A 26,858-nucleotide genomic window follows, 5' to 3' on the forward strand; every position below is an offset into this window, starting at 1 on the left:
CCCCGGGTTTTGCGCCCGGTTCCGGGTGAGCTGGCGCGCCGCATTAACTAGGGCTCCAATCCTTGTGCAACATGTGCTACGCGCGTGTGAAGTCAGCACCATGCCTCTGCCCCAACGACAAGGTCTTTACGATCCGGCTTTCGAACACGACGCATGCGGTCTCGGATTCGTCGCCACGCTCCGCCGTGAAGCGACGCACGAGGTCGTTTGCCAAGCGCTCGAGATCCTCGAAAATCTAACCCATCGCGGCGCCGCGGGCTGCGACCCCTGCACCGGCGACGGCGCGGGCATCCTCCTCCAGATCCCGCACGAGCTGTACGCCGCCTCCCTAGCTTCCCTGGGCATCGCGCTGCCTCCTCCCGGCGACTACGCGGTCGCGACGGCGTTCTTCTCGCAGAGCCCGTCCCGGCGCCGCCAGTGCGAGGCGATCCTCGAGGCGGCGGTCGTGCACCACGGCCAGCGCGTCCTCGGCTGGCGCGACGTCCCCATCGACGACGGGGCGATCGGCCCGGTCGCGCGCGACTCGCGCCCGGCGATCCGCCAGCTGTTCATCGGCAGGGTCGCGCCCCGCCAGTCCTTCGAGCAGGTCCTCTATGCGATCCGCAAGCGCGCCGGCCGCACCGCCCACTCGGACGACTTCTACCTCGCCTCCTGCTCGTCGCGGACGGTCGTCTACAAGGGCCTGATGCTCGCGGAGCAGGTCGCGGCGTTCTACCCCGATCTGTCCGACAAGCGCACCGTGTCGCGGCTCGCGATGGTGCACTCGCGCTTCTCGACGAACACCTTCCCCACGTGGGAGCGCGCGCACCCGTACCGGGTCATCGCGCACAACGGCGAGATCAACACGCTCCGCGGCAACACCGCGTGGATGTCGGCGCGCGAGGCGCTCCTCAAGAGCGATGTGTTCGCGAACGCGATCGAGGACTTCAAGCCGATCATCCGCGCGGGCGGGTCCGACTCGGCCGCGCTCGACAACGTGGTCGACTTCCTGCTCGCGAGCGGCCGGTCGCTGCCGCACGTGATGATGATGCTCGTCCCCGAGGCCTGGGCGCTCGACCCGGACATGTCGGCCGAGAAGAAGGCGTTCTACGAGTACCACGGCTGCCTCATCGAGCCCTGGGACGGCCCCGCGGCGCTGTGCTTCACGGACGGACGGCTGATCGGCGCGACGCTCGACCGCAACGGGCTGCGCCCGGCGAAGTACGTCGTGACGAGCGACGGCCTCGTCGTGCTCGCGAGCGAGTTCGGCGTGCTCGACATCGAGCCGGCGCGCGTGATCCAGAAGGGGCGCCTCCAGCCGGGCAAGATGTTCCTCGTCGACACGAGCGAGGGCCGCGTCGTCAGCGACGACGAGATCAAGCGCCGCGTCGCGACCCAGAAGCCGTACGCGGCGTGGGTCGCCGAGAACAAGATCGACCTGCGCGCCCTCGAGGACGTGCCGAGCCTCTACACCATCCCGCACTCGGATCTCCGGACCCTGCAGCAGGCGTTCGGCTACACCGACGAGGACCTGCGGATGATCCTCGCCTCGATGGCGACCCTCGGCGAGGAGCCGGTGGGCTCGATGGGCATCGACATCCCGCTCGCCGTCCTCTCCGAGAAGCCCCAGCTGCTCTTCCGCTACTTCAAGCAGCTGTTCGCGCAGGTCACGAACCCGCCGGTCGACCCGCTCCGCGAGGAGATCGTGATGTCGCTCGTGAGCTGCGTCGGCGGCGAGGGCAACCTCCTCGAGGAGACGCCCCGCCAGTGTCGGATGCTCGAGCTGCCGCACCCGATCCTCACGCAGGACGACCTCTCGAAGCTGCGCAAGAACGTCTTCCCCGACTTCCGCGCGGCCACGCTGCCCATGTACTTCTCGGTCGACGGCGACCCGGAGGACAACCTGCGCAGCGCGCTCGCGAAGCTCTGCAAGGACGCGAGCCGCGCGATCGCCGACGGCGCGAGCATCCTCATCCTCAGCGACCGCGGCATCGACGAGACGCTCGCCCCCATCCCGAGCCTGCTCGCCGTGGGCGCCGTGCACCACCACCTCATCAACGAGGGGACGCGCACGCGCGCCGGCATCATCGTGGAGACCGGCGAGGCGCGCGAGGTCGGCCACATGGCGCTGCTCATCGGCTACGGCGCCGGCGCGGTGAACCCGTACCTCGCGTTCGAGTCGATCGCGGCGATGTGCCGCGACAAGACCCTCGGCCCCGACCTGTCGCCGTCCGCGGCGAGCTCGCGGTACGTGAAGGGGCTCAAGAAGGGCATCCTGAAGATCATGTCGAAGATGGGGATCAGCGCGCTGTCCAGCTACCAGGGCGCGCAGATCTTCGAGGCGATCGGCATCGACCAGATCGTCATCGACGCGTACTTCACCGGCACGGCGTCGCGCGTCCGCGGCGTCGGGCTGCGCGAGATCGCGGAGGAGGCGCTGGCGCGCCACCAGGCGGCGTACGGCGAGCGGGCGCGCGCGCACCTCGACGTCGGCGGCCACCACCACTTCCGCGTGTTCGGCGAGCGGCACCTCTGGACGCCGCAGTCGATCTCATCGCTCCAGCGGGCGGTCCGCCTCGACGACGCGAAGAGCTACGCCGAGTACGCGGCGATCATCAACGAGCAGCAGGAGCACCCGATGTCGCTCCGCGGGCTGTGGGACCTGAGGCCCGCGGGCCCGCCGGTGCCGATCGAGGAGGTCGAGCCCGCCGCCTCGCTCGTCAAGCGCTTCGCCACGGGCGCCATGTCCTTCGGGAGCATCTCGAAGGAGGCGCACGAGACCCTCGCCGTCGCGATGAACCGCATCGGCGCGCGGTCGAACACCGGCGAGGGCGGCGAGGACCCGGCGCGCTTCCTCCGGCTGGCGAACGGCGACTCGAAGCGGAGCTCGGTGAAGCAGGTCGCGTCGGGGCGGTTCGGCGTCACGGCCGAGTACCTCGTCAACGCCGACGAGCTGCAGATCAAGATGGCGCAGGGGGCCAAGCCCGGCGAGGGCGGCCAGCTCCCGGGCCACAAGGTCGACGCGGTGATCGCGAAGGTGCGCCACTCGACGCCCGGCGTGACGCTGATCTCGCCGCCGCCGCACCACGACATCTACTCGATCGAGGATCTCGCGCAGCTCATCTTCGACCTGAAGAACATCAACTCGAAGGCGCGCATCAGCGTGAAGCTCGTCGCCGAGGCGGGCGTCGGCACCATCGCCGCGGGCGTGGTGAAGGCGCACGCCGACGTGGTGCTGATCAGCGGCGACTCGGGCGGCACCGGCGCCTCCCCGCTCACGTCGATCCACCACGCGGGCGTGCCGTGGGAGCTCGGGCTCGCCGAGGCGCACCAGGTGCTCGTGATGAACGGGCTCCGCGGCCGCGCCATCGTGCAGACCGACGGCAAGCTGATGACCGGCCGGGACGTGGCGTTCGCCGCCTTGCTCGGCGCCGAGGAGTTCGGCTTCTCCACGGCGCCGCTCGTCGCGACGGGCTGCATCATGATGCGCAAGTGCCACCTCAACACCTGCCCGGTGGGCATCGCCACGCAGGACCCGGAGCTCCGGAAGAAGTTCACGGGCGCGCCGGAGCACGTCATCAACTTCTTCTTCTACGTGGCGGAGGAGCTCCGGCAGATCATGGCGAGCCTGGGCTTCCGCACCCTGACCGAGATGGTCGGGCGCTCGGACTGCATCGTGCAGCGGCGCACCGGGCTCCACGCGAAGGCGAGGAAGATCGACTGCTCCGAGGTGCTCTACCGCCCGAAGGAGGCCCTCACGAGCCCGAACCACTGCGTCGAGCCGCAGGACCACAAGCTCGACCGGGTGCTCGACCTCAAGCTCATCGAGCAGGCGCGCGCCGCGATCGACGGCGGGCCGCCCGTCGTCATCGAGACGCGCGTGCGGAACTCGGACCGGACGATCGGCGCCATGCTGAGCGGCGAGATCGCGCGCCGCCACGGCAGCGCCGGGCTGCCCGAGGACAGCATCGTCGTGAAGTGCGCCGGCAGCGCCGGCCAGAGCTTCGGCGCCTTCGCCTCGCAAGGCATGACGCTCGAGCTCGAGGGCGACGCGAACGACTACGTCGGCAAGGGCCTGTCGGGCGGCGTCGTGGCGGTGCGCCCGCCGAGCGTGGCGCCGTTCAAGCCGGACGATCAGGTCATCGTCGGCAACGTCGTGCTCTACGGCGCCACGAGCGGCCGCGCGTTCTTCAACGGCCGCGCGGGCGAGCGCTTCGCGGTCAGGAACAGCGGGGCCACCACCGTCGTCGAGGGCGTGGGCGACCACGGCTGCGAGTACATGACGGGCGGCACCGTGATCATCCTCGGCACGACCGGCCGTAACTTCGGCGCCGGCATGAGCGGCGGGCTCGCCTACGTGTTCGACGAGGACGCGCTCTTCGAGGCGCGCTGCAACAAGGAGATGGTGCAGCTCGAGACGATGACCGCGGCCGACGCCGAGTCGGTGCGGGCGCTGCTCGAGGAGCACGTGCGGCGCACGGGCAGCCGGAAGGCGACCGAGCTGCTCGACTCCTGGCAGGCGGTCCTGCCGAAGTTCGTCAAGGTCGTCCCGAGCGAGTACCGGCGGGCCCTCGAGGCCGCGGCGTCGCCCGCGACGAACGGGGCCGACGCGTCGAGCGGGATCGTGTCCCTCCTTTCACCCTCCACCCCCTACGTTTCCACTGGACGTTACATCCCCGCCAACGCGGGTCCCGCGAGCACGGGAGAGAGGTCGGCCGCCCATGGGTAAGGTACGAGGCTTCCTCGAGATCCAGCGGGTCGACATCAAGAAGCGGCCCGTCTCCGAGCGATTGAACGACTGGCAGGAGTTCGAGCTCCCGATCCCCGACGCCGAGCTGCGCGATCAGGCGGCGCGGTGCATGGACTGCGGCATCCCGTTCTGCCACGACGGGTGTCCGCTCGGGAACCTGATCCCCGACTGGAACGATCACATGTTCCGCGAGCGCCTCCCCGAGGCGATCGCGGCGCTCGACGCGACGAACAATTTCCCCGAGTTCACCGGGCGCGTGTGCCCGGCGCCCTGCGAGGCGGCGTGCGTGCTGAACATCGAGGGCAAGCCGGTCACGATCAAGAACGTCGAGCGCGGCGTCGCCGACCGCGCCTTCGAGCGGGGTCTGGTCGCGCCGGTCATCGCGAAGCAGCGCACGGGCAGGAAGGTCGCGGTGATCGGGTCGGGCCCGGCCGGCCTCGCGGCCGCGCAGCAGCTCGCGCGCAAGGGGCACGACGTGACGGTCTTCGAGCGCGACGATCGCATCGGCGGCCTGCTCCGTTACGGCATCCCCGACTTCAAGATGGAGAAGCACCTCATCGACCGCCGCATGGAGCAGATGCAGGCCGAGGGGGTGACCTTCCGCACGGGCGTCCACTGCGGCGTCGACGTCACCGGCGACGCGCTGCGCGAGCAGTACGACGCCATCGTGCTCTGCGGCGGGGCGCGCCGGCCGCGCGACCTGCCGGTCCCGGGCCGGGAGCTCAAGGGCATCCACTTCGCCATGGATTTCCTGACGCAGCAGAACAAGCGGGTCGCCGGCGACGTGGTCCCCGACAGCGAGGCGATCCTCGCGACGGGCAAGCGCGTGGTCGTCATCGGCGGCGGCGACACCGGCTCGGACTGCCTCGGCACGAGCCACCGCCACCGCGCGGCGCACGTGACGCAGCTCGAGCTCCTCCCCCGCCCGCCCGAGCAGCGCTCGCTCACGAACCCGTGGCCCGCGTGGCCGCTCATCCTCCGCACGTCGTCCTCGCACGAGGAGGGCGGCGAGCGCGACTGGTCGGTGTCGACCACCGGGTTCGCCGGGGACGAGCACGGGAACGTCCGCGCCCTCAAGGCGACGCGGGTGAGCCTGGAAGGCGGGAGGTTCGTGCCCGTCCCCGGGAGCGAGTTCGAGATCCAGTGCGAGCTCGTCCTGCTCGCGATGGGCTTCGTCGGCTCCGAGCGCGAGGGGTTGCTCGAGCAGCTCGGCGTCGCGATGGACCAGCGCGGCAACGTGAAGGCCCCGGGCGGGCGCACGAGCGTGGAGGGCGTCTTCGCCGCCGGCGACATGTCGCGCGGCCAGAGCCTCGTCGTGTGGGCGATCGCGGAGGGGCGCAAGGCCGCCGAGGCGGTCGACGCGTACCTGATGCAGCCGGCGAAGCGCCGGCTGGCGCTCGCGGCGGGCTAGGCTCGTCCGTGCGAGCGCTGGTCTGGGACGGCACGGCGGCGCGCGTCACCGACCGCGCCCCGCCCTCGATCGCGGCCGGCATGGCCGTGGTCGAGGTGCGGTGCGCGGGGATCTGCAACACGGATCTCGAAATTACCAAAGGTTACATGGACTTCCGCGGCACGCTCGGCCACGAGTTCGTCGGGGAGGTCGCGGAGGGGCCCGCCGAATGGCGCGGCCGTCGCGTGGTCGGGGAGATCAACTTCGCGTGCGGCCGCTGCGACGCGTGCGCGCGCGGGCTGGGGCGGCACTGCCCGGCGCGCACGGTGATGGGCATCGCCGGCGCCGACGGCGCGCTGGCGGAGCGCGTCGCGGTGCCGGTGGCGAACCTCCACGCCGTGGACGACCGGGTGGACGACGAGGAGGCGGTGTTCACCGAGCCGCTCGCGGCGGCGTTCGAGATCCTGGAGCAGGTGCGCGTGGCGCCGGGCACCTCGGCGCTCGTGTTCGGCGACGGGAAGCTCGGCCTGCTCATCGCCCAGGTGCTGCACCAGGCCGGCGCCCGCGTCCTCGCGGTCGGCAAGCACGAGGAGAAGCTCGCCCTGCTGCGCGCGCGGGGCATCGCGACCGAGCTCGTGCGCCCGGCCGCGCTGGCCTCCGCCGATGCCGTCGGAGGCGCCGCGCCTCCTCAGGGCGCCTGGGCCGGCGAGCCGGCCGAGCTCGTGGTCGAGGCCACGGGCACCGCCGAGGGGTTCATGAGGGCGGTCCGCGCGACCCGGCCGCGCGGAACGCTCGTGCTGAAGAGCACCGTCGCCGGGCTCTCCAGCGTCCACCTGGCGGAGCTCGTCATCCACGAGATCACCGTGGTCGGCTCGCGCTGCGGGCTGTTCGAGCCCGCGCTGCGCGCCCTGGCGGCCCGGACCGTCGACGTGCGCTCGCTCGTGTCGGCTCGCCTCCCGCTGGAGCGCGCCGAGGAGGCGCTGCGGGCCGCGGCCGCGCCAGGCGCCCTCAAGGTGCTCGTGACCCGCTGAGCTCGGTCCCGAGCCCGACAACACACACATCGCGCAACATTTACACACCTCGTAGGGCCTCCTTCGGTCCACCTCGACCGGGTAGGGCGCCCACCTTCAACCGGTACGACGTCCGCCTGCATCCCCTGCCCGTGAAGCCGCGGTCCGTCCGCCCAGGGGGCGCCCGCGCCGGGGGTGCTCGTCTGCGAGCGCGGGCGACTCGGGATCCGCTCGATCGGCGTCAATGCCTCCAGCGCGGGCCCGACCGCGCCGTGCGCCGCGCGCGTCCAGGCGGGCGCTGCTTCGATTCGACGGCATCCCAACGCCCGAGGTGCGCGGCTGCGGCCGCAGATCGCTGTGCAGCGACGCGCCCCGGCACACCCCAGGATCAGGCTCGGAGATCCTCGATATTTCGAAACGAAATTCTCAGAGCATCCGTAAAGAGGGGATCGCGAACGCGAGCGCGAGCGCCCCTCGCGTGAACGGCGCCAGCTCGGCGCCGTCGGCCGGGCTGCGGATGCTCCCCCGAGCACGACGCGTGAGAAATCCCCCCGGCTGACTGGAATAGATCCTCGTAGGAGTCGCAGGTTGCGGCAGGGATCAGGAGCATCGATGAGCGCCAAGGACAGCCCACACCATCACGACCGCCCGACGGACGATTCGGACGAGGCCCGTCAAGCCAGGGAGAGCTGGGAGCAGCAGCAGCTGCGGGAGCTCGGCCTCGACGGCATCGAGGAGGATGCGTCGGCGTTCTGCCCTCATTGCCGTCGCGAGATGCTGGAGCGCCTCGCGCGCGCCCAGGAGCGCGGCTCCGTGCTGTTCGATATGGTCCGACGTCATGGGCTGAGCCCCCTGCCCCCTCGCGGCGTACGGCCCAGGACCTGGCGCTGCCTCGGCTTCTTCTCGGAGCTCGCGAGCGAGCTCCGGGCCCTCGCGCCGCGCGGCCGCCGCGCGCTGTGGCTCGTCCTCGCAACCCTCGCGATCGGCGCGCTGGCGCTCTGGGCGGCGCTCGCCAGCCTGAGGCGTTGACGCGACGGGCCGCCCGCGTCGCGGGCGTCCCTGGCGAGGCAGCGGTCAGCCGGTCCGGCGGAACAGCCCGGAGATGAACCGCGACGGCGGCGGCACCTGCCGCGGCCGCCACGCCGACGCGGCCACGATCGACACCCCGTTGCGCATGAGCAGGAGCGCCGGCTCGTCCGCCCGCACGTCGAACCCCGTGTTCAGGCGGAGCCCTCCGCGGACCATCGACTCGTGCGGCGAGACGCGCAGCGGCTCGAAGCCGTTCATGCGGAGTCGGCGCTGCCAGGCGCCGCGGCGCTCGTGCCGCTCGACCCGCGCGGCCCCCTCCCCCACCACCACGTTCATCACCTCCTGCCCGAAGAAGACCTGTTCGATCGTCTCGCGCGCGGCGATGTGCGGCGGGAGCAGCGCCTCGAGCGCCTGGAAGACCGCATAATAATGGCCGATCGCCTCGGACAGGCGCGGGAGGAACGGGAGCGCGTTGTGCTCCACGTCCGGCTCGACGAGCGTCAGCACGCGCGGCGACAGCGCGCGGATCCTCGTGAGAATGGTGTCGCGGTTCGCGGTGGCGTGCACCGAGGCGTCGGGTACGTGGTGCAATGCGAACGCCGCATTGACGGCGATGGGCGCCGTCGAGCGGGACGCAATACGGCTCCAGTCGACGCGCTCCACCGAGGACGCGACCCCGTGGAACTCGAAGGGCACCTTCAGCCGCTCCGCCCATCCCCCGATGAACGCGCCCGCCCACCGCAGCCGCTGCTCGGGGTCGGGGCCCCGACAAGGCAGGTCGATGCCGGTCAGCCGGACGTGCGGCGGGCCGCCGGGCCGCGTCGCGAGCCGGTGTAGCAGGAACGGCCACTGCGTACCGCCCCCGACGCCGATGTCGATGACGTGGATCTCCTCCTCGTGCTGGAACGCCTCGACGATCGCCGCGTTCGCGCTGAGGTATCCGAAACGGATGAGCGGCGTCGCGTGCACGAGGAGCTGAAACGCCGCGAGCATGTCCCGCGGCCCAGCGCTGCGCAGGTAGAGGTTGCCGTCGCCGGAGCGATCTCCGTCCAGGCGGGCGAGCAACGCCCGGCCGAACACGCCTGAAATGCGCTCCGAGGCGTCACCGGTATCGGGCTCCGCCCGCAGGATGCCCTCCACGAGGGCCCGCGCGCGCTCGAGGTCCCCTGCGTCGATCGCCTCGCCCGCCGAGAGGAGGCGGCTCAGGAACGGGCGGCGGCGCGAGTGGGTCTGCCGGGTGCCCGAGCTCGGCTGCTGTCCGAGCCCCGGGCCTGAGGCGGCCGAGCTGGTGGGCCCCTCGACGTGCGCTCGTAGGCTGACAGACGCCTCTTCGGCCGATGCGTGTCTACGGATCGCGTTCATGGTGTCCTGGGCTGTTCAACCAGGCAGCCCGCCGTCCTGGCTGGGCTCTCCACGATGGGACGATTTCAAGCGCGAACGCATGACGTCGACTACCTCGCAGGAGCCGGGGGGTTCAATGTTTGCTGATGTCGCTGCGGGAGGGCCCGACGGCGAGCCGGGGACAGGCGCTCGGCAGCCGCGCGCCCGCGGCGACGCCGCGAAGCGCAGCGCCCGCCCATGACGCGACGGGACCTGAGCTCGCACGAGGGCCCGACAGACAACTCTCTGTACATCGATGAAGCCGCTCGTCCGGTCAAGTGCAAGATCATGATTGTGCATCGCGCCCCCTCCCCCGCGCGCCTCGGGACGTCCGAACCCACCTTCCGGCGGCAGACGTAGGCTTTCGTAGGCACCGTACGAGGCGACCGCCGCCGCCCCGCAGGGGGAGTCCCCACCCGCCGCAGGCCGCGAGCGGACCGCGAGCCGCGCAGCGCCGTCGGCGCAGGACGCGCGGCGCGCGCGCCGCGGCGTCGCCGCCGGGCGCGGGCGCAGGGCTCGGCGCACCTCACCGCTGCTCTCTTTAGAGCGCATCGCGCCCTCCGACCTGGCGCGCCGCGCGCGCCGGACTCGTTGACTTGACCGTGGTCGTGACAGCACCTCGCTGGGAGACGGGGCTTACACACTACATTACAACCTGCATAACCAGGTCTGTAAAGTCCCTATACATGGGTCTTCGGTCGATCGAGCCCGCGCTCCGTCGCCGGATGGAGGCAACCCTGCGACGACCGTGCTCGGCGACCGGCCGGGCCTGCTTCCGGTGCAGAGCGGCGCTTCGGCCCGCAATCGCCCTGAAGGCCAGAGCGCTTGGTGGAGGCAATGTATGGAACGACCGCCCTATCGGCCTCAGCCGCCTACGCCCGGAGCGACGCCGGCAGCGACGCGGGAGCGCGGCGGGCAAGCGCTCCCCCGCGATGAAATGCCGCCGTTGACGTACTCCTGTACTTGTGCATACAGCGCCCGGCGAGCGGATCAGTCGTTATCGGACAGCTCGCTCCCCTCGGCGAAGTGGGAGCGATCCACGCCATTCTTCTCGAGCCACCGTCGAATTCGATTCCTGTGCACGCCGAGCCTGTTGGCGGCGCGAGACACATTGCCTCGCTCGAGGCGAAGCGCCTCGGCGATCTCATCTTCGGGCGGCGCCTGGCTCGGGCGCGAGGGGCCCGGCCGGACGTCGCTCCCTGTCTGACGGGCATGCGAATCCGTCGACTCCGGGCCCAGGCCGACGCCCGCGAGCGGATCGAGATCCTTGGCCTCGACCGTGCGCCGCCCCTCGTCGAGCGCGCGCGTCACGGCGCGCCGCGCCTCCCCGACGAACTCGCGCAGGTTCCCTGGCCAGCGGCGCATCGCGCACGCGATGATCATCGAATGGTGAATCGCCGGCGGCGCCTTGCCATAAGCCGCGCCGACCGCCTTCATGCATTGCGTGAGCAGCCAGGGAATCTCCTCGAGGCGCTCCCGCAGCGGCGGGAGCCGGACCTCGGGCCGACCGATGCGGTAGTAGAGATCGTCCCGGAAGCGGCCCTGGGCGACCCGCGCGCGCAGGTCGTGCGTCGCGGCGCAGATGCGGATCTGCACCGGCCGAGGCGCGACCGCGCCGAGCTCGAGCACCTGCCGGGTGTCGATCGTCCGGAGCAGCTTCGCCTGGACCGCCGCGTCGAGCTCGGCGACCTCATCGAGGAAGAGCGTGCCCCCGTGAGCGGCCTGCACGTAGCCCTCGGTGTCGTGCGTCGCGCCGGAGTAGGCGCCGCGCCGGGCGCCGAAGAGGAGCCGCTCGGCCAGGCCCTCCGGGATGGCCGCGCAGTTGACGGCCACGAACGGGCCGCGCGCCTGCGGCCCCGCCTCGTGGTAGGCGCGCGCCGCGAGCTCCTTGCCGGTGCCGCTCTCGCCCGTCACGAGCAGGCTGTCGCCCGCGGCCGCGGCGCGGATGATGGTGTCGTAGACCAGCTGCAGCCTGGGCCCGAGGACGCTCTCCTTCTCGATGCGCACCGCGCCGCGCGCGAAGCTCCGGATGTCCGCGAGCGCGAGGAACACCGACGTCCCCGCGCCGACGACCTGGATCGCGTCCCTCCGCACCTCGCCGCGGATGGGCTCGCCGTTCACCGACGTCCCGTTGGTGCTGCCGAGGTCCTCCACGGTCCACGCGGCCCCGTCGTACGCGATGCGCGCGTGTCGCCGCGACATGAGCGAGTCGTCCACGAGGGGCACGCCGGCCACGCCCCCGCGACCCAGCACCACGGCGCCGCGGTCGAGCGGGATCGGCGCGCATCGCGGCTGATCCCCCGAGAAAATCAGGACGATGCCGGGAACGGGCTCGGCGACCGAGGGCTCAGGCGGGACCGAGACGCGGACGGTGGAGTGGTCCATCAGGATCTATCTTACCTGTTCAAGAACCTGGCCGGCCAGTGGCCGGCCATCCCATCGATCGCCTTCGAGCTAGCTGGGCAGAACTCCTGGGAAATCAACGTCGTCCCGTTCGCCAGGCTCGGCACGAGTTGTGCTTGTCTGGTCGGTATGGTGGCCTCTGCAAGAGCTCGCATCCATCGGGACCGGGGGACCGCCCTCGAGGTGAACATGGGTTCCGGCCGCACCATCGACGAAGCGGGCCGCCGCTCACCCCGGCGTCTGCACACCGCCCGCACCCTGCCGAGCTTCCCGACCCATCCCGGCCTCCACAGCATCAGCGGCCTCCGCGGCGCGCTCGAGTTCCTGGAGTGGCCGGCCTCCGAGTGGACGCTCAAGGACCTCCAGGACTGGTTCGTGGACCACCTCGTGGCCCCGGGCCTGATGAAGCGCCCCCAGATCGTGCGCGAGCCCGGCGCGACGCCCGTCATGCTCGACCCGCGCGCCGACGGCGGCAGCAACCTGGAGGAGCTGATCCACAAGGCCCGCGGGCGCGTCATCACGGCGCTGCGGGGCCTCATCGCGCCCGTCACCGACGATCGGTTCCTGAACGCGGCGATCTACGGGGGCAGGGTCCGCCGGGCCGCGGTGGGCGGCCGTCCCGTCTGGGTCGCCTCGCCGCGCGAGATCGACTTCCTCGGCGACATTGTGCTCAGTTTGCTCGCTGCCGACATCCTGCTCGATCGCGAGTTCTATCGCGCACACCTCTGCATCTGCGAGGTGTGCGGGAGGGTGTCATTCAAGGACAACCCGGACGCGCGAGGCGTATGCAGCGAGCACCGGAGCCATGTGTCCGGGTTCACGCCGCGCGTGCGCTGAGCGCCTGCGGCGGAGCCGCGACGCTGGAGACGATAAAGGCCGGCGGATGAGCCGGCCTTCGTCATTTCTCTCGCCACGGATCCGGTCCGCCCCTCACGCGACGAGGAGCCGACGCGGACGGCGCGGCGTCAGTTCGCGTCGAACGAGACCCAGGCGCCCGTCGCCCAGGTGTCATCCGCCTTGAAGGCGCCGATGTATTTCGCCTCGGCGTCGAAGAAGCCGTCGTCGGGCGGCGTGGCCGCGCCCTCGGCGAGCGTGGCCGCCGGCCGGAAGTCGGGCTTCGCGGCGAAGCAGCCGGCGAGCCCCGGATCCTCGGCGCTGTTGGACGCCTCGCCCTCGAACCACGCGATCTCGTCCGCCCCGTCGTCGTCGTCGTCGTCCAGCTTCGAGTCGGTGGTCTCGTTCGCGTCGGTCTCCTCGTAGGCGATGTTCGCCGCGACGTTGCCGAAGAAGATCGAGCTCGCGAGCTCGACCTCGGTGAGCTCGTCGCGGAGGTCCACCCCCGCCTCGAAGCCGGTCACGATCGTGTTGAAGATATGGGCCTTCGTCGAGCGGCGGAGCAGCATGCCGTACTGCTGCTTGTCGACGTCCTTGTTCTTGCCGCACAGGGTCGCGTTGTAGATCGTCGGCTCGCTGACCGGCGTGCTCGCCGACGCGTCGGCGTCGTTGTCGCCCTCGAAGCCGTTCGTGTCGTCGGCCACCGAGGGGTCCTGCTGGACGGCGATGAACTGGAGCTTGCCGACGTAGCCGAGGTCCCAGTCGATGCCGTCGTCGCCGTTCTGCGCGCAGATGAGGTGCTTCGCGTTGACGGTGCCGCCGAAGAACTCGAAGCAGTCGTCGAGCGTGTGGTGGACCATCACGTGATCGATCGTCGTCTTGGAGCCCACGCCGGCGAGGGTGAGGCCGTTCACCTCGTTGTCCTGAGAGAGCAGGATCCCGCTGAACTCGATGCGCACGTACTCGAGGACGCCGCTGTCGTCCTCCGGCTCGTCGCCGCCGTACTCGGTGCCTTCGCCGGTGATGCCCTCGACCGTGGCCTTGCCGCCCTCGACGTTGATCGGCGCCTCGCCGAGCAGGATGACGCCGCCCCAGTCGCCCGCGGCGCGGTCCCCCTTCTCGCCCTGGCTCGTGAACACGATCGGCTCGTCGGCGGTGCCCTTGGCGTTGATCTTCGCGCCGGGCTTCACGACGAGCGTCGCGAGGCTGACCTTCTCGCCCATGATCGTCGTGCCGGGCTCGATGGTCAGGGTGGCGCCCGGCTCGACGAAGACGATGCCCTTCATCAAGTAGCACTCGTCGGCGGTCCACGTCGCGTCGGCGTCGATCGCCTCGGAGACCTCCACCGGGTCGGAGCAATCGGCGCCGCCGACCTCATCGTCGCCGCCGCGGCCGCCGTCGCCGCCACCGCCGTCGCCGCCGCCGGAGCCGCTCGTGGCCGAGGTGCCGGTCGGGGTCGGGGCCGGGGAGACCGAGTCGTCGTCGCCGCAAGCGGCGAGCGCCGCGACGGAGAGCGCCGAGACGCAAGCCAAGGCAATTCCGAATGCACGCATGTTATTTACCTCCTGGCGAGCCACCATGAATCATGCGCGCGAAATCGCGACGATCGACGCGTGACGATTCAATGGCATACGCTCAATAGGTATACGAGGCGCCCAATGTCACCGTCGTACCGATGCTGTATTGACTGGCGATGTTGTCCTCGTCGCTCTCCCTCCCCTGCGTGATGCGCACCGGAGCGTCGATGAGGTTCTCGCCGGCCAGCTTCAGCTCGACGTGCTCGCCGAGGCGCTGGGCGACGGTCAGATCGAGCTGGTGCCGCGGCTGCTCGTACTCGTCCGGCAGCCTGCTCCCCACCCGCCTTAGCCGGACGCCGAACAGGTTGTAGAGGAGCCGAGCGCTCGTGCCGGTCGACGCTCCGGCGTAGTCGAGCCCCAGGTTCACGACGAAGGGGGATTGCCCCTGGAGAGGGTGCTTCGGGCTGCTCGTGATGGTGATCCCGCCGGCGCTGACCTCGGGATCGATCGTCACCTCCGACGTCACGAAGGTGAGGTTGCCGAGCGCGGTGACCTCCCGCAGGAGCGGGGAGATGAAGCCGAGGCCCTTCCTCAGCTCGAGCTCGACGCCGGCGAGGTAGCCGGCGTCTCCGTTGACGTAGGTGAGCCTGCCCCTGCCGCCGTTCGGGAGGATGACCTCCTCGATCGGCTCCTGGAAGTGCTTGTAAAAGACGCTGACCGCGGCCACCTCTCCGGCCGTCGGGAAGATCTCGAAGCGGAGATCGCCGCTCACGACGCTCGTCCGCCGGAGCTCGGGATTGCCCTGCACCTCCCTGCCGCTATAGCCTTCCTGATACAGCGTCGGGCTGAGCTCGCGGAGCTGGGGCCGCGCCAGCGTCTTGGCCACGCCGAGCCTGACATTCGAGCTCGCGGTCGTCTTGACGATGACGTTGAGGGCTGGCAGGAGATCGACCTTGTCGCTCTCGACGTCGATCTCGGGGTTCGCCGCGGAGTACCGGTCGAACGCCCTCAGCGACAGCGAGGAGGCCTCGACCCGGGCGCCGAGCACCGCGCGGAGCCATCGCGTCAGGGCGGCGTCGGTCATCACGTAACCCGCGTAGAGATCGTCGTTCGCCGTATAGGAGTCGGTCTCGCGCGTGATCTCCTCGAGCTCGAGCACCGAGCCGATGTTCTCGTCCGAGAACAGCTGCCCGGGCCCCTGGCGCAGGAGCGCCGGATCCGCGCCCGGGCGCTGCTTGAACCGGAACCGGCGCGCGTTGAACTCGCGCGCTCGGAAGTTGAGCAGACCGCCCGCCTTCAGCCGGGTCGGGGTGTCGCCGCGGACGAGGGGCTGGGTGTAGGAGAGCTGCCCGCCGTAGCTCACGTCGCTCATGTCGCTGAAGAAGTGCGCGCCGCTCAGCGTGCCCTCGTCCCACGAGAAGGCGCCGCTCGCGTCGTCACGGACGTAGACGGTCTCCCTGGTGTCGGGCTCGTCCGAGGTCGCGAGGGAGAGCGACGCTTTCCAGTCGACGGTCCCGCCGTCGAGCGCCTCGAAGCGGTGCTCGCCCTGGAGCTGGCCCAGGGTGAGCGATCGCGAGATGAACCGCAGCATCGTGTCGCGAATCGCGCTGTCCCCGTTGCTCGGGTCCACGTCGGCCACGCTGACCTGGTCATCCGATGAACGGCTGTGGAGCCCGGTGAGCGTCACCTTGTGGTCCTGATCCGGGTTGTAGGTGACGCTGCCGAAGCTGCCCCAGGACACCTGATCACGGATGTTCCCCGTCGCGATGCCGGCGATGCGCTCGGGCTCGCCGGTTCGAGGGTCGGGATCGAAGATGGCGCCGACCTCGCTCGCGCGCGGAGAGAACTTCCGGCCGTAGCTCAGGGTGGCGATGTAGCCGAGGCGCCGCTCGCCGCCGAGCTTCAGGGTGTCGCCGACGACCACGCTGCCGCTGCCGTTCGGCGGGGTGAACGACCGCGTCGTCGCCATGGACGAGTTGATCGCCCTGCCGTAGGCCGTCATCTCGTCCCTGGAGATGGTGCCGCCGCCCGGCTTGGGGCCGAGGCGCACCACCTTGTAATCGGGGATCTCGTCCGGCAGGGCGCGGGCGCCGCCGTCGATCCCGAGCCAGTCGGTCCCGGATCCGTCGTAGCTCTGGCGATCCCGGAACGTCGCCCGGGAGTTCAGCCCGAGCGACAGCGAGGCCTGGAAGAGGAACTTTGTCGGGAGCTCCCGCGTGTTGATCTGGACCGAGCCGCCCGCGAAATCGCCGGGGATGTCGGGGGTGAACGTCTTGACGACGGTGATGTCGCTGAGGACCAGCGACGGGAAGAGATCCAGCGGGACGGCCTGCCGGTCGGGCTCGGGGCTCGGCAGCGGGGCGCCGTTCAAGAGCGCGTTCGTGTAGCGCTCGCCCAGGCCGCGCACGTACACGTACCTGCCGTCCACCACGGTCGCGCCGACGATGCGCTTCGCGGCCTCGGCGGCGTTGCGATCGGGCGTCTTCGCGATCTCCTTCGCGCCGACGGCGTCGCCCACGTGGGCCGCGTTCTTCCGGAGGAGCAGCTGCGCCGCGACGCTCGCCCGCTCCGGCTCGAACTCGACCTCGACGACGTCCTCGACCTGCTGATCCGGCTCCAGGCCGACGTCGACCTGGCTCACCTGCCCGGCGGCCACGCGGACGTCCTGCACGCGCTGGGGCTTGTACGCCTCGTACCAGACCCGCAGCTGGTAGCTCCCCGGCGGGAGCTCCAGGCGGTAGCGGCCGTCGAGATCCGCGATGACCTTGAGCTTCGTCCCGACGACCGACACCTGGGCGTCGAAGACCGGCTCCTTCGTGGCGGCGTCCGTGACGACGCCCCACACGACGCCCTTCCCTGCCGGCGGCGGGCGCGACGGGCTCGGCTCGTCGAGCCCTGCGGCGTCCTCGGCCGGAGCGGCGCCGGCCGGGGTCCCCGCGCCTGCCGGCGGCGGCGCGGCGTCCGGCGGCGGCGCGGCGGCGCCGGGGTCGCCTTGGGCGAGCGCCGTTGCCCCCCAGCAAAGCGGTGCCACGAGCGCTGCGACTACCCCCGAGATCCTCCTGCGAATCATGCACCTGTCCCTTCGCGCCCCGAGCTCGGGCGCGCCTTCCGATCCGATGTCTGGGCGCACCTGCGCCCGCCGATGAGGACGGCGGAGAGCCAGCTCCCCGCCACCCTCTCCTGTGCACAGCGCCGCGAGCGCGCCGTGGGGCGTCTGCCCCCGCGCGCCCTCTCGGCGCTTCATCCGGGCCGCGCGCCGCGCTGGCTCAGCGCCCGGTCTTCTCTGTCAGGACGGCGATCGTCTTCGCCCCGCCCATGCGCGCGGCGTCCATGGCCTCCACCGCGACCGCGTAGGCGGCCTCGTCCTCTGCGTCGAAGTACAGCACGTCGTCCGAGCGCGCCGCGAAGATGCGGGCGAGCCGCTCCTTCAGCTCGTCGCGCTGCACCTCGGCCTGGTTGATGCGGATGACGCCGCGCTCATCCACCGTGAGCACCACGGGCCTCGTGGCGTCGTCGGGGGGCGGCGAGAGCTTCGCTGTGTCGTCCTTCTTGGGCAGGTTCAGCCAGAGCTGCTTCGCGAGCAGCGGCGTGACGACCATGAAGATGATGAGGAGCACGAGCACCACGTCGACGAGCGGCGTCACGTTCATGCTCGGCGCAACGCCGCCCTTCCTGGCGCCGCCCTGCGGAACGCTCATCCCCACGGCGCTATCCCTCCTCCGGCGCCGGGGAGGCCCCGCCGCCGCGCTGGCTCACCTGCAGCGAGATGCCGGCGAAGCCGACCTCCTGGCACAGCGCGAAGGTCTCCCGCACGCGGCCGTACTTCGCCGAGGAGTCGCCCTTGATGACCACCCGGCGCTCCGGCTCCGCGGCGCGGATGGCCCGCAGCCGCTCGCCGAGCGCAGGCAGATCGGCGACGGCCTCCTTCTCCAGGAACACGGTGCCGGCGCCGGTGATCGTCACGTAGATGGGGTCGAGCTTCGATTTCGACCTCGGATCCGGCTGGAAGACCGCCGGGAGCTCGACCCGCTCGCCGTGCTCCATCTGGGGGGCGATGACCATGAAGATGATGAGGAGCACGAGCACCACGTCGACGAGCGGCGTGACGTTGATCTCCGGCTCAGGCTGCTGCCGACTGGAGCGCTTGCTCTCCGCTTGAACGCCCATGCTCGTTCTCCATCTCGTCGATGAGCTCACCCGCGCTGCGCTCGAGCGCGAGCTCCACCGCGGCGATGCGGGTGGTGAGGTAGTTGAAGCAAAGCACCGCCGGGATGGCGACGCCGAGGCCGAGGGCGGTGACGATGAGCGCCTCGGCGATGCCGGCGCTCACGGCGCCGAGGCCGCCCGAGCCGGTCGACGCGATGGTCTGGAAGGCGGTGATGATGCCGATGACCGTGCCGAGCAGCCCGACGAAGGGGGCCACCGAGCCGACCGTGGCGAGCACCGAGAGGCCGCGGCGCAGATCGGCCGAGATCGCCTCGCGGCGCCGCGACACCTCGCGGCGCGCGAGCTCCACCGGGGGCACGCCGCCCTCCCCGGCGTCGAGGGCGCGCTGGAACCGGCGCACCGCCGCCGCGACGATCCGGGCGAGCGCCGATCGCTCGTACTGGCCGGCGATCTGCACGAGCCGCGCGGTGTCCCACGCCTCCATCACCGGCCGCGCCTCGGTCGCGAAGCGTCGGGTCTCGGACGCCTGACGGGCGAGGGCGATGAGCCGCTCGACCACGACGGCGACGCTCGCCAGCGCCATGAGCACGAGGGCGAACGCGACGAGCTTGCTCAGGAGGCCCATGCTCGCCCAGATGTGCCCGAGATCGAACTGCATCATGACTCTACTCCTTCGTTCCTCTCGCGAGAGGCCGCCTCCGCGGCCGTACGCTGGAAATCACCGCTTCGCCTTGAAGCGGAATGGAATCGTCCTCCAGACGGACACCGGCTTCCCTTCGGAGATCGCCGGCTTGTAGCGACACGTCTTCATCGCCGCGAGGACCGCGTCATTGAAGAGGGGGTGGCCGCGGACGATGGAGACATTCGTGACCTCGCCCGTCTCGGTGACCACGAACCGGACGGCCACGGTCGCCTCCACCCCCGCGCTCAGCGCAGCTTCAGGGGGGACGGGCGGCGGACAGGAGAGCGCGACCGGCGGCGTCGCGTTCTCGGGCAGGTGAATCGGCCCCCTCTGCGGCGGCGGAGGCGGCGGTGGCGGCGGCGGCGGTGGCGGCGCTGCCGTCACGGCGGCCGTCCCCGTGCCACCGGGGACCCCGCCCGGCACGCCGCCCGGCGCGCCGCCCGGCTCTCCGTAGGCGTCTTCGTCGCTCGCCTTGGCCTCGCTCGGGTCGGCCTCGGGCGGCGCCTCCTTCGGCACCGCGGTCGGCGCGACGAGCGCCGGGCGCCGGGGCGCCGCGGGGCGAGGCGCCGGGGCCTCCGCAGCCGGTGGTGGGGGCGCCGGCGCCGGCGCGGGGGGCGGCGCCTCGGGGACCCGGGTGGCGAGCTTGACGTCGACGACCTCCTCCTCGGGCGGAGGAGGTTGAATCGCGCCGCTCAGGCGGGCGGCGAGGAGCGCAATGCCCGCGAAGAGCAGGAGCCCAGCCGCATACCCGATCGCGAGCCGCCTCGCTCGGTCAGGATCGACCTCCCCCGCATTCCACGTCTCCAGGTGCATCGAGGCTCCAGGTGCCAGCTGGCGAAAAAGCCAGAGCTCCACCTGAGCTCAGGCGAGCGCCACCGGCTTCAATAGGTTGGCCCATGCTGTGAACCAACACGCACACGGTACGCAGTTTTCGTTACGCCAGAATGACGTGGTGGCAACGATTGCCGGGAATTTCCCGAGTTGGCGATCAGGCGCTGCGGCTCTCGGGCACGTCGGGCGAGGAAGCGAATCGATAGCCGATGCCGCGGACGGTCTGGATGTAATCGCCGGCGCGGCGCAGCTTGTCGCGCAGCCGCTTGACGTGGGTGTCCACGGTCCTCGTCGTGATGCTCACGTCGATGCCCCAGACGCCGTCGAGGAGCGCGGTGCGCGTCTGCACGCGCTCGCGCGCCTCGTACAGCGCGACGAGGAGCTTGAACTCGAGGAGCGTCAGCTCGACCTCCTCGCGATCGACCCACACGCGATGAGCGCCCTCGTCGATGCGGAGGCAGCCGAACTCGATGCTCCGCTCCCCGTCCCCGGAGGACTTCGCGCGGCGGAGCACGGCTTGCACGCGCAGCACGAGCTCTCGCACGCTGAACGGCTTGACGACGTAATCGACGGCGCCGAGCTCGAAGCCGACGATGCGGTCGACCTCGTCTCCGCGCGCCGAGACGATCATCACGGGGATCCGCTGGGTGGCCTCGCTCTGCTGGAGAGCGCGGCACACCTCGATGCCCGAGAGGTCGGGCAACATGAGATCGAGCAAGACGAGATCGGGCCGCTGGTCCAAGGCCAGCCGGACCCCCTCACCGCCCTGTCCCGCGAGGAGCACCTCATGCCCGGCTTGCCTGAGGTTGTAATCGAGCACCTTCTGGAGCGCCGGCTCGTCCTCGATGACCAAAATACGCGCCATGCTGAAGAGCGCGTGTACCCGAGCGATGTGACGGGCAGATGACCGGATGGCAACAGCGCGGTGCGTCTCTTTCTCCGGAGAGAATGCGCCGCGGTTCGTCGTGAAGGGGCCAGCCGGCCATGCGCCGGGCGCGCGGCGAAAGGTCGCACCGGCGGGGCGAGATGCGCTAGTCTCGCGGGGATGCTGCGGACTTTGCGACTCATCGCTGCCGACGTGCGCAAGAAGGCGACATGGTGCTACGGCAGCGATCCATGGCCGACGATCCTGAAGACGCTGGCGACGGACGGCACGGCGGCGATGGTCCTCTACCGGTTCACGCAGGCCGCGCGGACCCACCGGATGCCCGTGGTCGAGATGCTGCTGAACAAGGCGACCAACCTCGCTGGCGGCTGCGTCATCGGACGCGGCGCGGACTTCGGGCCGGGGTTCGTGCTGATCCACTCGAACGGCGTCGTCATCAACGGCAACGTCCGCGGCGGCTCGAACGTGCTCATCGAGCACCAGGTGACGATCGGCGCCGATCGGCGGCAGACGCCGGTGCTCGGGAGCGATCTCTTCATCGGCGCCGGGGCGAAGATCGTCGGCGGCGTCACGGTGGGCGACGGCGCCCGGATCGGCGCCAACGCCGTGGTCGTGCACGACGTCGCGCCGAACACGACGGTCGTCGGCATCCCCGCGAAGCCCGTGCAGCGGCGCGAGGACCGCGCCGCCCAGGCCGCCTCGCGGCCGAGCGCAGACGAGACCAACGGCTCCCAGAGCTGACCGCAAGCCGGCGATCCAGAGCGGCGGTCCCCCGCACAGGAGACGGGCCCAGATCGGCGTTTTCGGCGCGGAGGCGCACTCCAAAGCCGGGGCTCCCGAGCGGCGGCCACCCGCACAGGAGACGGGCCCAGATCGGCGTTTTCGGCGCGGAGGCGCACTCCAGTGCGCTGAGCACCGAAAACGTCGAGGTGGGCCCGTATCCGAAGCGGGTGGCCGCCGCTCGCCGCTCAGCGGGGGGCGCGGGCTAGGAGCTCTTGCCGGAGCTGCGCGATCTCGTGCCGGAGCGGGCCGATGAAGTCGGCGCTGAGCGTCCGGTTGCGGCCCTCCAGCGCGCGCGCCGTGTGCCACTTGCTGAGCGCGAGCCGCGCGCCGGCGCGGATGAAGCTCCGCCCGGTGGCCCCGCGCCAGCCGAGGGTGCACCGGAGCCGCCCGATCGGCGAGCAGACGAGCTCGAGCTCGTCCTGGGTGAGCATGCCGAGCGCGACCTCGTCGCGCAGATGATCCCGGATCACCCAGCCCTTGCGGATGACGAGCGCCACGATGATCCCGAAGAACGACGCGACGAAGCACAGCCAGAGCAGCAGCCACGGCATGAAGAGATCCCCCATCGCGCGGCCCAGCGCGGTCGGGAGGAAGTTCCACACCGCGTGCAGCGCGACGCCGAGCAGGTAGCCGCCGATCGGGGCCGCGACGCGCACCCAGGTCTTCGACGATTCCCGGGCGAGGCCGAAGCCGATCCCGGTCATCGACGTGAACAGCGGGTGGAGCCAGGGCGTGAACACGCCGCGCAGGACGAAGGTGCCGGCGAGCACGTCGCTGCCCTGCATCGAGGCGCGCGCGTAGTACAGCACGTTCTCCACCGCGGCGAAGCCGAGCGCGCAGAACGTGGCGTAGATGATGCCGTCGACGATGCCGTCGAACTCGCGGCGCAAGAAGTAGAAGAAGCCGAACACGCCGAGCCCCTTGAAGAGCTCCTCCGCGAACGGGGCGCTGACCGACGCGCTAACGAGCTCGCCCATCGGCTCGCCGAAGCTGCTGGAGACGCCGACGTGCACGCCGGTGTTGATCAGGATCGAGAAGCCGGTCGCCGCGAGCGCGCCCCACAGGAACGCCATCAGCAAGCACCACCACGGCTCCGGATCGTACCGATCGATGACCATCGGGACGAAGAGGTAGAGGGCGAGCGGCGGGAACGCGAAGAGCGCGCCGACGACCATGGCGCCGAGCATGCTCCCCCCGGACTCGATCACGCCGAAGAGCGTGAAGATCACGTTGAGGACCGCGCCCGCGACGATGCCGTTGGCCCACAGCCACAGCCCGGCGATGCGCCGCCGCCGGTCCGGGTCGGGCCGTCGCGCCGCCCGCATGACCGCAGGGTAGCCAGCGTGGGGATGCGCGGGCGCAGGCTGCGCGGCGCCGTGCGGCGAGGGAGCGCCGTGCTGCGGGCCAGGGCCGTGCGCGGGCATCGGCGCACGGGCCGGGGGCCAGTAGCCCTGCGACGCCTGACCGTAGCCCTGCGACGCCTGACCGTAGCCCTGCGGCGCCGCCCCGTGCCCCTGCGGCGCCGCCCCGTGCCCCTGCGGCGCCTGACCGTAGCCCTGCGGCGCCTGACCGTAGCCCTGCGGCGCCTGACCGTAGCCCTGCGGCGCCTGTCCGTAACCCTGCGGCGCCTGACCGTAGCCCTGCGGCGCCTGTCCGTAGCCCTGCGGCGCCTGACCGTAGCCCTGCGGCGCCTGTCCGTAGCCCTGCGGCGCCTGCCCATGCCCCTGCGGCCAGTGCGGCGGCTGTCCCGGGGAGTGCGGCCCCGCGCCGTGCGCCGGATACCCCGGGCGAGCCTGCCCGCCGCCGGGCTGGGCGTGCTCGCTCGGGCGCTCCGACGGCCGGGGTTGCTGCGGCAGGCCGCGGAGATCGGGACGGTGTCCGTGGGCGTTGTCCATGGCTCGAGCGCTCTCGCGAAATCCTCGTGACAGCGGGTGACCGCTCAGCCGAGACGGACCCCCACCGCACGCATGGAGCCGCCAGAAGCGGCGACGATCCGCGGCGGGCAACGGCAGTCTCGGAGCTGTCGTTCACACCCGCCGGATCGAAGCATCACACGATATTTCTACCACGCCGGGACGCGCCGGGCATACCTCCCTGCGGCATCCGGCGCGGCGCGCTCGGCGAGGAGCGCGGGCGCCGTGACGCTCCGCTTCCTCGAGCTGTCGGCGGAGGTGACGCGCGGCGGCCGCCGCGCGCCGGGGTGGCGTCAGGGGCGGACGACGCGCGTGCCAGGAGGCGGCGTGAAATTGAACTCGTTCTTGGCGACAGGCTGGTTGACGACCGGCGACGCGAAGTCGAACCGGTTCCGGTTGCCCTGCGCGTCGAGGATCAGCACGCGGCGCACCTGGTTGGTCTGCCCGTCCACGTAGAGGAGCATCTTCTGATAGGCCGGGGTCGCCTCCTTCGGCGTCCCCTCGAGGACATAGCCGCCCTCGAACTTCATCTGCGCCGGGTCGAGCAGGCGGAGCGAGAAATCCTTCGTGAGCTGGCCCTTGCCCATCAGGAACGCGAGCGCCGCCGGGTACTGGGAGCCCTTCACCGGCGTCTCGAACATCTGCTCGTTGTCCTTCTCGTAGACCTTGATCGTCTCGCCGTCGGAGACGACGCGGTTGCCGTTCGGCGCGTCGTAGACCCAGCTCATCTTGCCGGGCTTCTCGAAGATCACCTTGCCGGTGGAGACCTTCTTCACGTCCTGGACCTTGATCGTGTAGGTCTGCGTGAAGCTCGCCTTGAAGGTCTTCGTGGAGTCGTAGAACTGCTGGACGCGCCTGCCGAGCTCTTCGGCGGTGGGGCCCGCGGCCTGGGACTCGCCGGGCGTCGCGAGCACGGCCGTGACAGGCGCCGCCAGCCCGATGAGGCACGCGGCGACCAGGCGGTAAAGTGAGGTTCGCGTCATCCTTCCCGATCTCCTTTGATGTCCAGAGGCGTGTCGCCTCCGCGCTTCGTGAGACAGGGGCACCGGTGTTCACCGCCGGTCCCCCCGGCGACCGCCGCCCTCGCTGAAGCCGGGGCGCGCCGCAACTTTTCACTTTGGACGCGGCGCGGGCGCGTCCGATGCAGGCTCCATAGCACACGGTGTGTGCGCCCGGACCGCCTCGGTCGCGCCTGGCGGGGCCACGTCGCGCCGAGCCGCCGCGCGCGGCCGGGCCGCGCTCAACCGAGGCGCGCCCGCCGCGGCCGGGCCCGGGACGGGGCGGGCGCGCCGGACGCCGCCAGCGCGGCCGCGAAGCCCGCGGCGCTGAGGTGGGTCATCGCGATGGCGAGCGCGTCGGCCGCGTCCGGCCGCGGGGGCGCGGCGAGCCGCAGGACCGCGGTCATCACCTGCGCCACCTGCGCCTTCTCGGCCGCGCCGCGGCCGACGATGGTCCGCTTCACCAGCGCCGGCGGGTACTCCGAGATCGGCACGCCGGCGCGCGCCAGCCGGAGCAGCACGACCCCGCGCGCGTGGCCGAGCTTCGCCGCGCTCTGCGCGTCCTTCGCGAAGAACAGGCTCTCCACCGCCGCCGCGTCGGGCGCGTGCGCGGCGATCACCTTCCCGAGCTCGTCGTCGATCTCCACCAGCCGGCCGGCGAACGTCCCGCTCGTGTCGATGTCGATGACGCCGTGCGCGACGTGCTCGACGCGCGTGCCCTGCCGGACGAGCAGGCCCCAGCCGAGGTGGCGCGACCCGGGATCGATGCCGAGGACCCGCACGGCTCAGCACGCCCCGTGCGACGGCGCCGCGACGTGGGTCGGGAAGCCCGGGGGGCGCTCGGCCCCGCCGTCGCGCTCGCCCCGCTCGGCGGCGGTGAGCGCGCGCCGCGGGAAGATCTTGTGCGGGTTGAGCAGGCCCTTCGGGTCGAACACCGCCTTGATCCTGCGCTCGATGGCGATGAGCTCCGGCGACTGCTCGAGCGCGAGGAACTCGGCCTTCGAGGTCCCGATGCCGTGCTCGCCGCTCAGCGTGCCGCGCATGCCGATCACCGCGCGGAACAGGCGCGACAGCGCCGCCTCGACCTGGGGGACGAGCTCCGGCTCGTTCCAGAGCAGGTTGACGTGGAGGTTGCCGTCGCCGGCGTGGCCGTACGTGAGCATGCGGACGCCGGTCGCCGCCGAGATCTCCGCGACCTCGTCGAGCAGCGCCGGGATCTTGTCGCGCGGGACCACGACGTCCTCCGAGATCTTGTGGCGCGCCATGGCGCGCGTCGTGGGCGAGAGCTGGCGGCGCGCCTCCCAGAGCCGGTCGCGCTGCGCCTTGTCCTGCGCGACGAGCACGTCGAGCGCCCCGGCGTCCATGCAGACCTGCCCCACCCGCTCGGTCTGGACCTCGCAGTCCGCGGGCTCGCCGTCGACCTCGATGATCAGCATCGCGCCCGCGCGCTCGTCGACCCCGACGCCGCGCGCCCGGACCGCGTCGAGCGTCGGGCGGTCGAGCAGCTCGAGGCAGCGCGGCACGACGCCGGCGGCGACGAGGGCGCTCACGGCGCGCCCGCTCGCGCGCACGTCCGGGAACAGGCAGAGCAGGGTCATGACCGACGGGGGCTTCGCGATGAGCCGGAGCGTCGCCTCCGTCGTGATCGCCAGCGTGCCCTCGCTGCCGACGAGCAGCGCCGTGACGTCGTAGCCCGTCACGCCCTTCACCGTGCGCCGGCCGGTGCGGAGGCGCGTGCCGTCGACGAGGATCGCCTCGAGCCCGAGCACGTACTCGCGCGTGACGCCGTACTTGAAGGCGCGCGGGCCGCCGGCGTTCTCGGCGATGTTGCCGCCGAGGGCGCACATCTTGAGCGAGTTCGGATCGGGCGGGTAGAAGAGCCCCTCGGCCTCGACGGCCGCGTGCAGGTCGGCGAGGATGACGCCCGGCTCGACGACCGCGACCTGCTCCTCCCGGCTGATCTCCTTGATGGAGCTCATGCCGATCGTGGCGATGACGATGCCGCCCGCCACGGGGACCGCGCCGCCCGACTTGCCGCTGCCGGCGGCGCGCGGCACGACTGGCACCTCGGCCTCGCTCGCCGCCCGCACCGCCTTCTCGATGTCGGCCGGCGAGGAGGCGAGCACGACCGCGTCCGGGCTCACCGGCGGCTGATCCGACTCGTCCCCCGCGTACGCGGCGCATCCCTCGGCCGACGTGATGACCTTGGAGGGGCCGAGCGCGCGCTCGAGGAGCCGGCGCGCCTTGTCGATGGCCGCCGCCGACGGGCGGGGGAACGTGGGGTGAAGTCGCATCTCGCCTATTTA

General features: G+C 71.4%; 19 protein-coding genes. 6 read left to right on the forward strand and 13 right to left on the reverse strand.

Annotated features, from left to right (window positions below):
* Nucleotides 1–100: 100 nt before the first annotated feature.
* From gltB to WMF33_RS30705, 4 genes are all read left to right on the forward strand, one after another.
* A complete protein-coding gene (gene gltB, locus WMF33_RS30690; RefSeq protein ID WP_437331950.1) occupies nucleotides 101–4,708 on the forward strand; it encodes a glutamate synthase large subunit in 4,608 nt (1,535 codons plus the stop codon).
* Nucleotides 4,701–6,140 (forward strand): glutamate synthase subunit beta, encoded by a 1,440-nt coding sequence (locus tag WMF33_RS30695; RefSeq protein WP_437331951.1) that lies wholly within the window; start codon nucleotides 4,701–4,703, stop codon nucleotides 6,138–6,140. The genes gltB and WMF33_RS30695 overlap by 8 nt, the downstream gene beginning before the upstream one ends.
* A gap of 8 nt (nucleotides 6,141–6,148) precedes the next feature.
* The gene (locus tag WMF33_RS30700; RefSeq protein ID WP_437331952.1) at nucleotides 6,149–7,150 is read left to right on the forward strand and encodes an MDR/zinc-dependent alcohol dehydrogenase-like family protein; all 1,002 of its coding nucleotides are present in this window, start codon (nucleotides 6,149–6,151) and stop codon (nucleotides 7,148–7,150) included.
* Nucleotides 7,151–7,741: 591 nt separating this feature from the next.
* Nucleotides 7,742–8,158, forward strand: coding sequence for a hypothetical protein (locus WMF33_RS30705; RefSeq protein ID WP_061623306.1), 417 nt, complete (start codon nucleotides 7,742–7,744; stop codon nucleotides 8,156–8,158).
* Between the two features lie 45 nt (nucleotides 8,159–8,203).
* Here WMF33_RS30705 and WMF33_RS30710 read toward each other — a convergent pair whose 3' ends face one another.
* Nucleotides 8,204–9,520: a GRAS family protein gene (locus WMF33_RS30710; protein WP_437331953.1), complete on the reverse strand. Its 1,317-nt coding sequence runs from the start codon at nucleotides 9,518–9,520 to the stop codon at nucleotides 8,204–8,206.
* A gap of 1,008 nt (nucleotides 9,521–10,528) precedes the next feature.
* Nucleotides 10,529–11,923: a sigma 54-interacting transcriptional regulator gene (locus WMF33_RS30715; protein ID WP_437331954.1), complete on the reverse strand. Its 1,395-nt coding sequence runs from the start codon at nucleotides 11,921–11,923 to the stop codon at nucleotides 10,529–10,531.
* On the opposite strand from WMF33_RS30715, the gene WMF33_RS30720 reads away from it, so the two are divergent.
* Complete coding sequence (locus WMF33_RS30720; RefSeq protein WP_437331955.1) at nucleotides 11,915–12,778, forward strand: hypothetical protein; 864 nt, start codon at nucleotides 11,915–11,917, stop codon at nucleotides 12,776–12,778. The genes WMF33_RS30715 and WMF33_RS30720 overlap by 9 nt on opposite strands.
* A gap of 128 nt (nucleotides 12,779–12,906) precedes the next feature.
* Here WMF33_RS30720 and WMF33_RS30725 read toward each other — a convergent pair whose 3' ends face one another.
* From WMF33_RS30725 to WMF33_RS30755, 7 genes are all read right to left on the reverse strand, one after another.
* On the reverse strand, nucleotides 12,907–14,307 hold the full coding sequence (locus WMF33_RS30725) for a hypothetical protein (protein WP_437331956.1): 1,401 nt from the start codon (nucleotides 14,305–14,307) through the stop codon (nucleotides 12,907–12,909).
* 103 nt (nucleotides 14,308–14,410) lie between these two features.
* Entirely contained in the window at nucleotides 14,411–17,323 is a 2,913-nt protein-coding gene (locus tag WMF33_RS30730; RefSeq protein WP_437331957.1) for a TonB-dependent receptor domain-containing protein, read from the reverse strand.
* A 235-nt stretch (nucleotides 17,324–17,558) separates the two neighbouring features.
* Nucleotides 17,559–17,996, reverse strand: coding sequence for an ExbD/TolR family protein (locus WMF33_RS30735; RefSeq protein ID WP_437331958.1), 438 nt, complete (start codon nucleotides 17,994–17,996; stop codon nucleotides 17,559–17,561).
* Nucleotides 17,997–18,000: 4 nt separating this feature from the next.
* The gene (locus tag WMF33_RS30740; RefSeq protein WP_437331959.1) at nucleotides 18,001–18,459 is read right to left on the reverse strand and encodes an ExbD/TolR family protein; all 459 of its coding nucleotides are present in this window, start codon (nucleotides 18,457–18,459) and stop codon (nucleotides 18,001–18,003) included.
* Nucleotides 18,413–19,120 carry a MotA/TolQ/ExbB proton channel family protein gene (locus WMF33_RS30745; RefSeq protein WP_437331960.1) on the reverse strand — a complete coding sequence of 236 codons (708 nt, stop codon included), beginning with the start codon at nucleotides 19,118–19,120 and terminating at the stop codon, nucleotides 18,413–18,415. The genes WMF33_RS30740 and WMF33_RS30745 overlap by 47 nt, the downstream gene beginning before the upstream one ends.
* A 57-nt stretch (nucleotides 19,121–19,177) precedes the next feature.
* Nucleotides 19,178–19,954 carry an energy transducer TonB gene (locus tag WMF33_RS30750; RefSeq protein WP_437331961.1) on the reverse strand — a complete coding sequence of 259 codons (777 nt, stop codon included), beginning with the start codon at nucleotides 19,952–19,954 and terminating at the stop codon, nucleotides 19,178–19,180.
* A gap of 175 nt (nucleotides 19,955–20,129) precedes the next feature.
* On the reverse strand, nucleotides 20,130–20,837 hold the full coding sequence (locus WMF33_RS30755) for a response regulator (RefSeq protein WP_437331962.1): 708 nt from the start codon (nucleotides 20,835–20,837) through the stop codon (nucleotides 20,130–20,132).
* A 180-nt stretch (nucleotides 20,838–21,017) separates the two neighbouring features.
* Here WMF33_RS30755 and WMF33_RS30760 point away from each other — a divergent pair, with 180 nt between their 5' ends.
* Entirely contained in the window at nucleotides 21,018–21,599 is a 582-nt protein-coding gene (locus tag WMF33_RS30760) for a serine O-acetyltransferase (protein ID WP_437331963.1), read from the forward strand.
* A gap of 227 nt (nucleotides 21,600–21,826) precedes the next feature.
* On the opposite strand, the gene WMF33_RS30765 is transcribed toward WMF33_RS30760, so the two are convergent.
* From WMF33_RS30765 to WMF33_RS30780, 4 genes are all read right to left on the reverse strand, one after another.
* Entirely contained in the window at nucleotides 21,827–23,536 is a 1,710-nt protein-coding gene (locus WMF33_RS30765; RefSeq protein WP_437331964.1) for a PrsW family glutamic-type intramembrane protease, read from the reverse strand.
* A 311-nt stretch (nucleotides 23,537–23,847) separates the two neighbouring features.
* Complete coding sequence (locus tag WMF33_RS30770; protein WP_437331965.1) at nucleotides 23,848–24,537, reverse strand: LolA family protein; 690 nt, start codon at nucleotides 24,535–24,537, stop codon at nucleotides 23,848–23,850.
* A 257-nt stretch (nucleotides 24,538–24,794) separates the two neighbouring features.
* Nucleotides 24,795–25,334: a crossover junction endodeoxyribonuclease RuvC gene (gene ruvC, locus WMF33_RS30775; protein WP_020738074.1), complete on the reverse strand. Its 540-nt coding sequence runs from the start codon at nucleotides 25,332–25,334 to the stop codon at nucleotides 24,795–24,797.
* A gap of 3 nt (nucleotides 25,335–25,337) precedes the next feature.
* Nucleotides 25,338–26,846: an FAD-binding oxidoreductase gene (locus tag WMF33_RS30780; protein ID WP_437331966.1), complete on the reverse strand. Its 1,509-nt coding sequence runs from the start codon at nucleotides 26,844–26,846 to the stop codon at nucleotides 25,338–25,340.
* Nucleotides 26,847–26,858: the final 12 nt, after the last annotated feature.

Source organism: Sorangium sp. So ce394 (assembly GCF_051474665.1).
Classification (GTDB): domain Bacteria; phylum Myxococcota_A; class Polyangia; order Polyangiales; family Polyangiaceae; genus Sorangium; species Sorangium cellulosum_D.

Coding starts and splice junctions, on each gene's coding strand:
- gltB (WP_437331950.1), top strand. CDS start 101: ATGCCTCTGCCCCAACGACAAGGTCTTTACGATCCGGCTTTCGAACAC.
- WMF33_RS30695 (WP_437331951.1), top strand. CDS start 4,701: ATGGGTAAGGTACGAGGCTTCCTCGAGATCCAGCGGGTCGACATCAAG.
- WMF33_RS30705 (WP_061623306.1), top strand. CDS start 7,742: ATGAGCGCCAAGGACAGCCCACACCATCACGACCGCCCGACGGACGAT.
- WMF33_RS30710 (WP_437331953.1), bottom strand. CDS start 9,520: ATGAACGCGATCCGTAGACACGCATCGGCCGAAGAGGCGTCTGTCAGC.
- WMF33_RS30715 (WP_437331954.1), bottom strand. CDS start 11,923: ATGGACCACTCCACCGTCCGCGTCTCGGTCCCGCCTGAGCCCTCGGTC.
- WMF33_RS30740 (WP_437331959.1), bottom strand. CDS start 18,459: ATGGGCGTTCAAGCGGAGAGCAAGCGCTCCAGTCGGCAGCAGCCTGAG.
- WMF33_RS30745 (WP_437331960.1), bottom strand. CDS start 19,120: ATGATGCAGTTCGATCTCGGGCACATCTGGGCGAGCATGGGCCTCCTG.
- WMF33_RS30750 (WP_437331961.1), bottom strand. CDS start 19,954: ATGCACCTGGAGACGTGGAATGCGGGGGAGGTCGATCCTGACCGAGCG.
- WMF33_RS30755 (WP_437331962.1), bottom strand. CDS start 20,837: ATGGCGCGTATTTTGGTCATCGAGGACGAGCCGGCGCTCCAGAAGGTG.
- WMF33_RS30760 (WP_437331963.1), top strand. CDS start 21,018: ATGCTGCGGACTTTGCGACTCATCGCTGCCGACGTGCGCAAGAAGGCG.
- WMF33_RS30765 (WP_437331964.1), bottom strand. CDS start 23,536: ATGGACAACGCCCACGGACACCGTCCCGATCTCCGCGGCCTGCCGCAG.
- WMF33_RS30770 (WP_437331965.1), bottom strand. CDS start 24,537: ATGACGCGAACCTCACTTTACCGCCTGGTCGCCGCGTGCCTCATCGGG.
- WMF33_RS30780 (WP_437331966.1), bottom strand. CDS start 26,846: ATGCGACTTCACCCCACGTTCCCCCGCCCGTCGGCGGCGGCCATCGAC.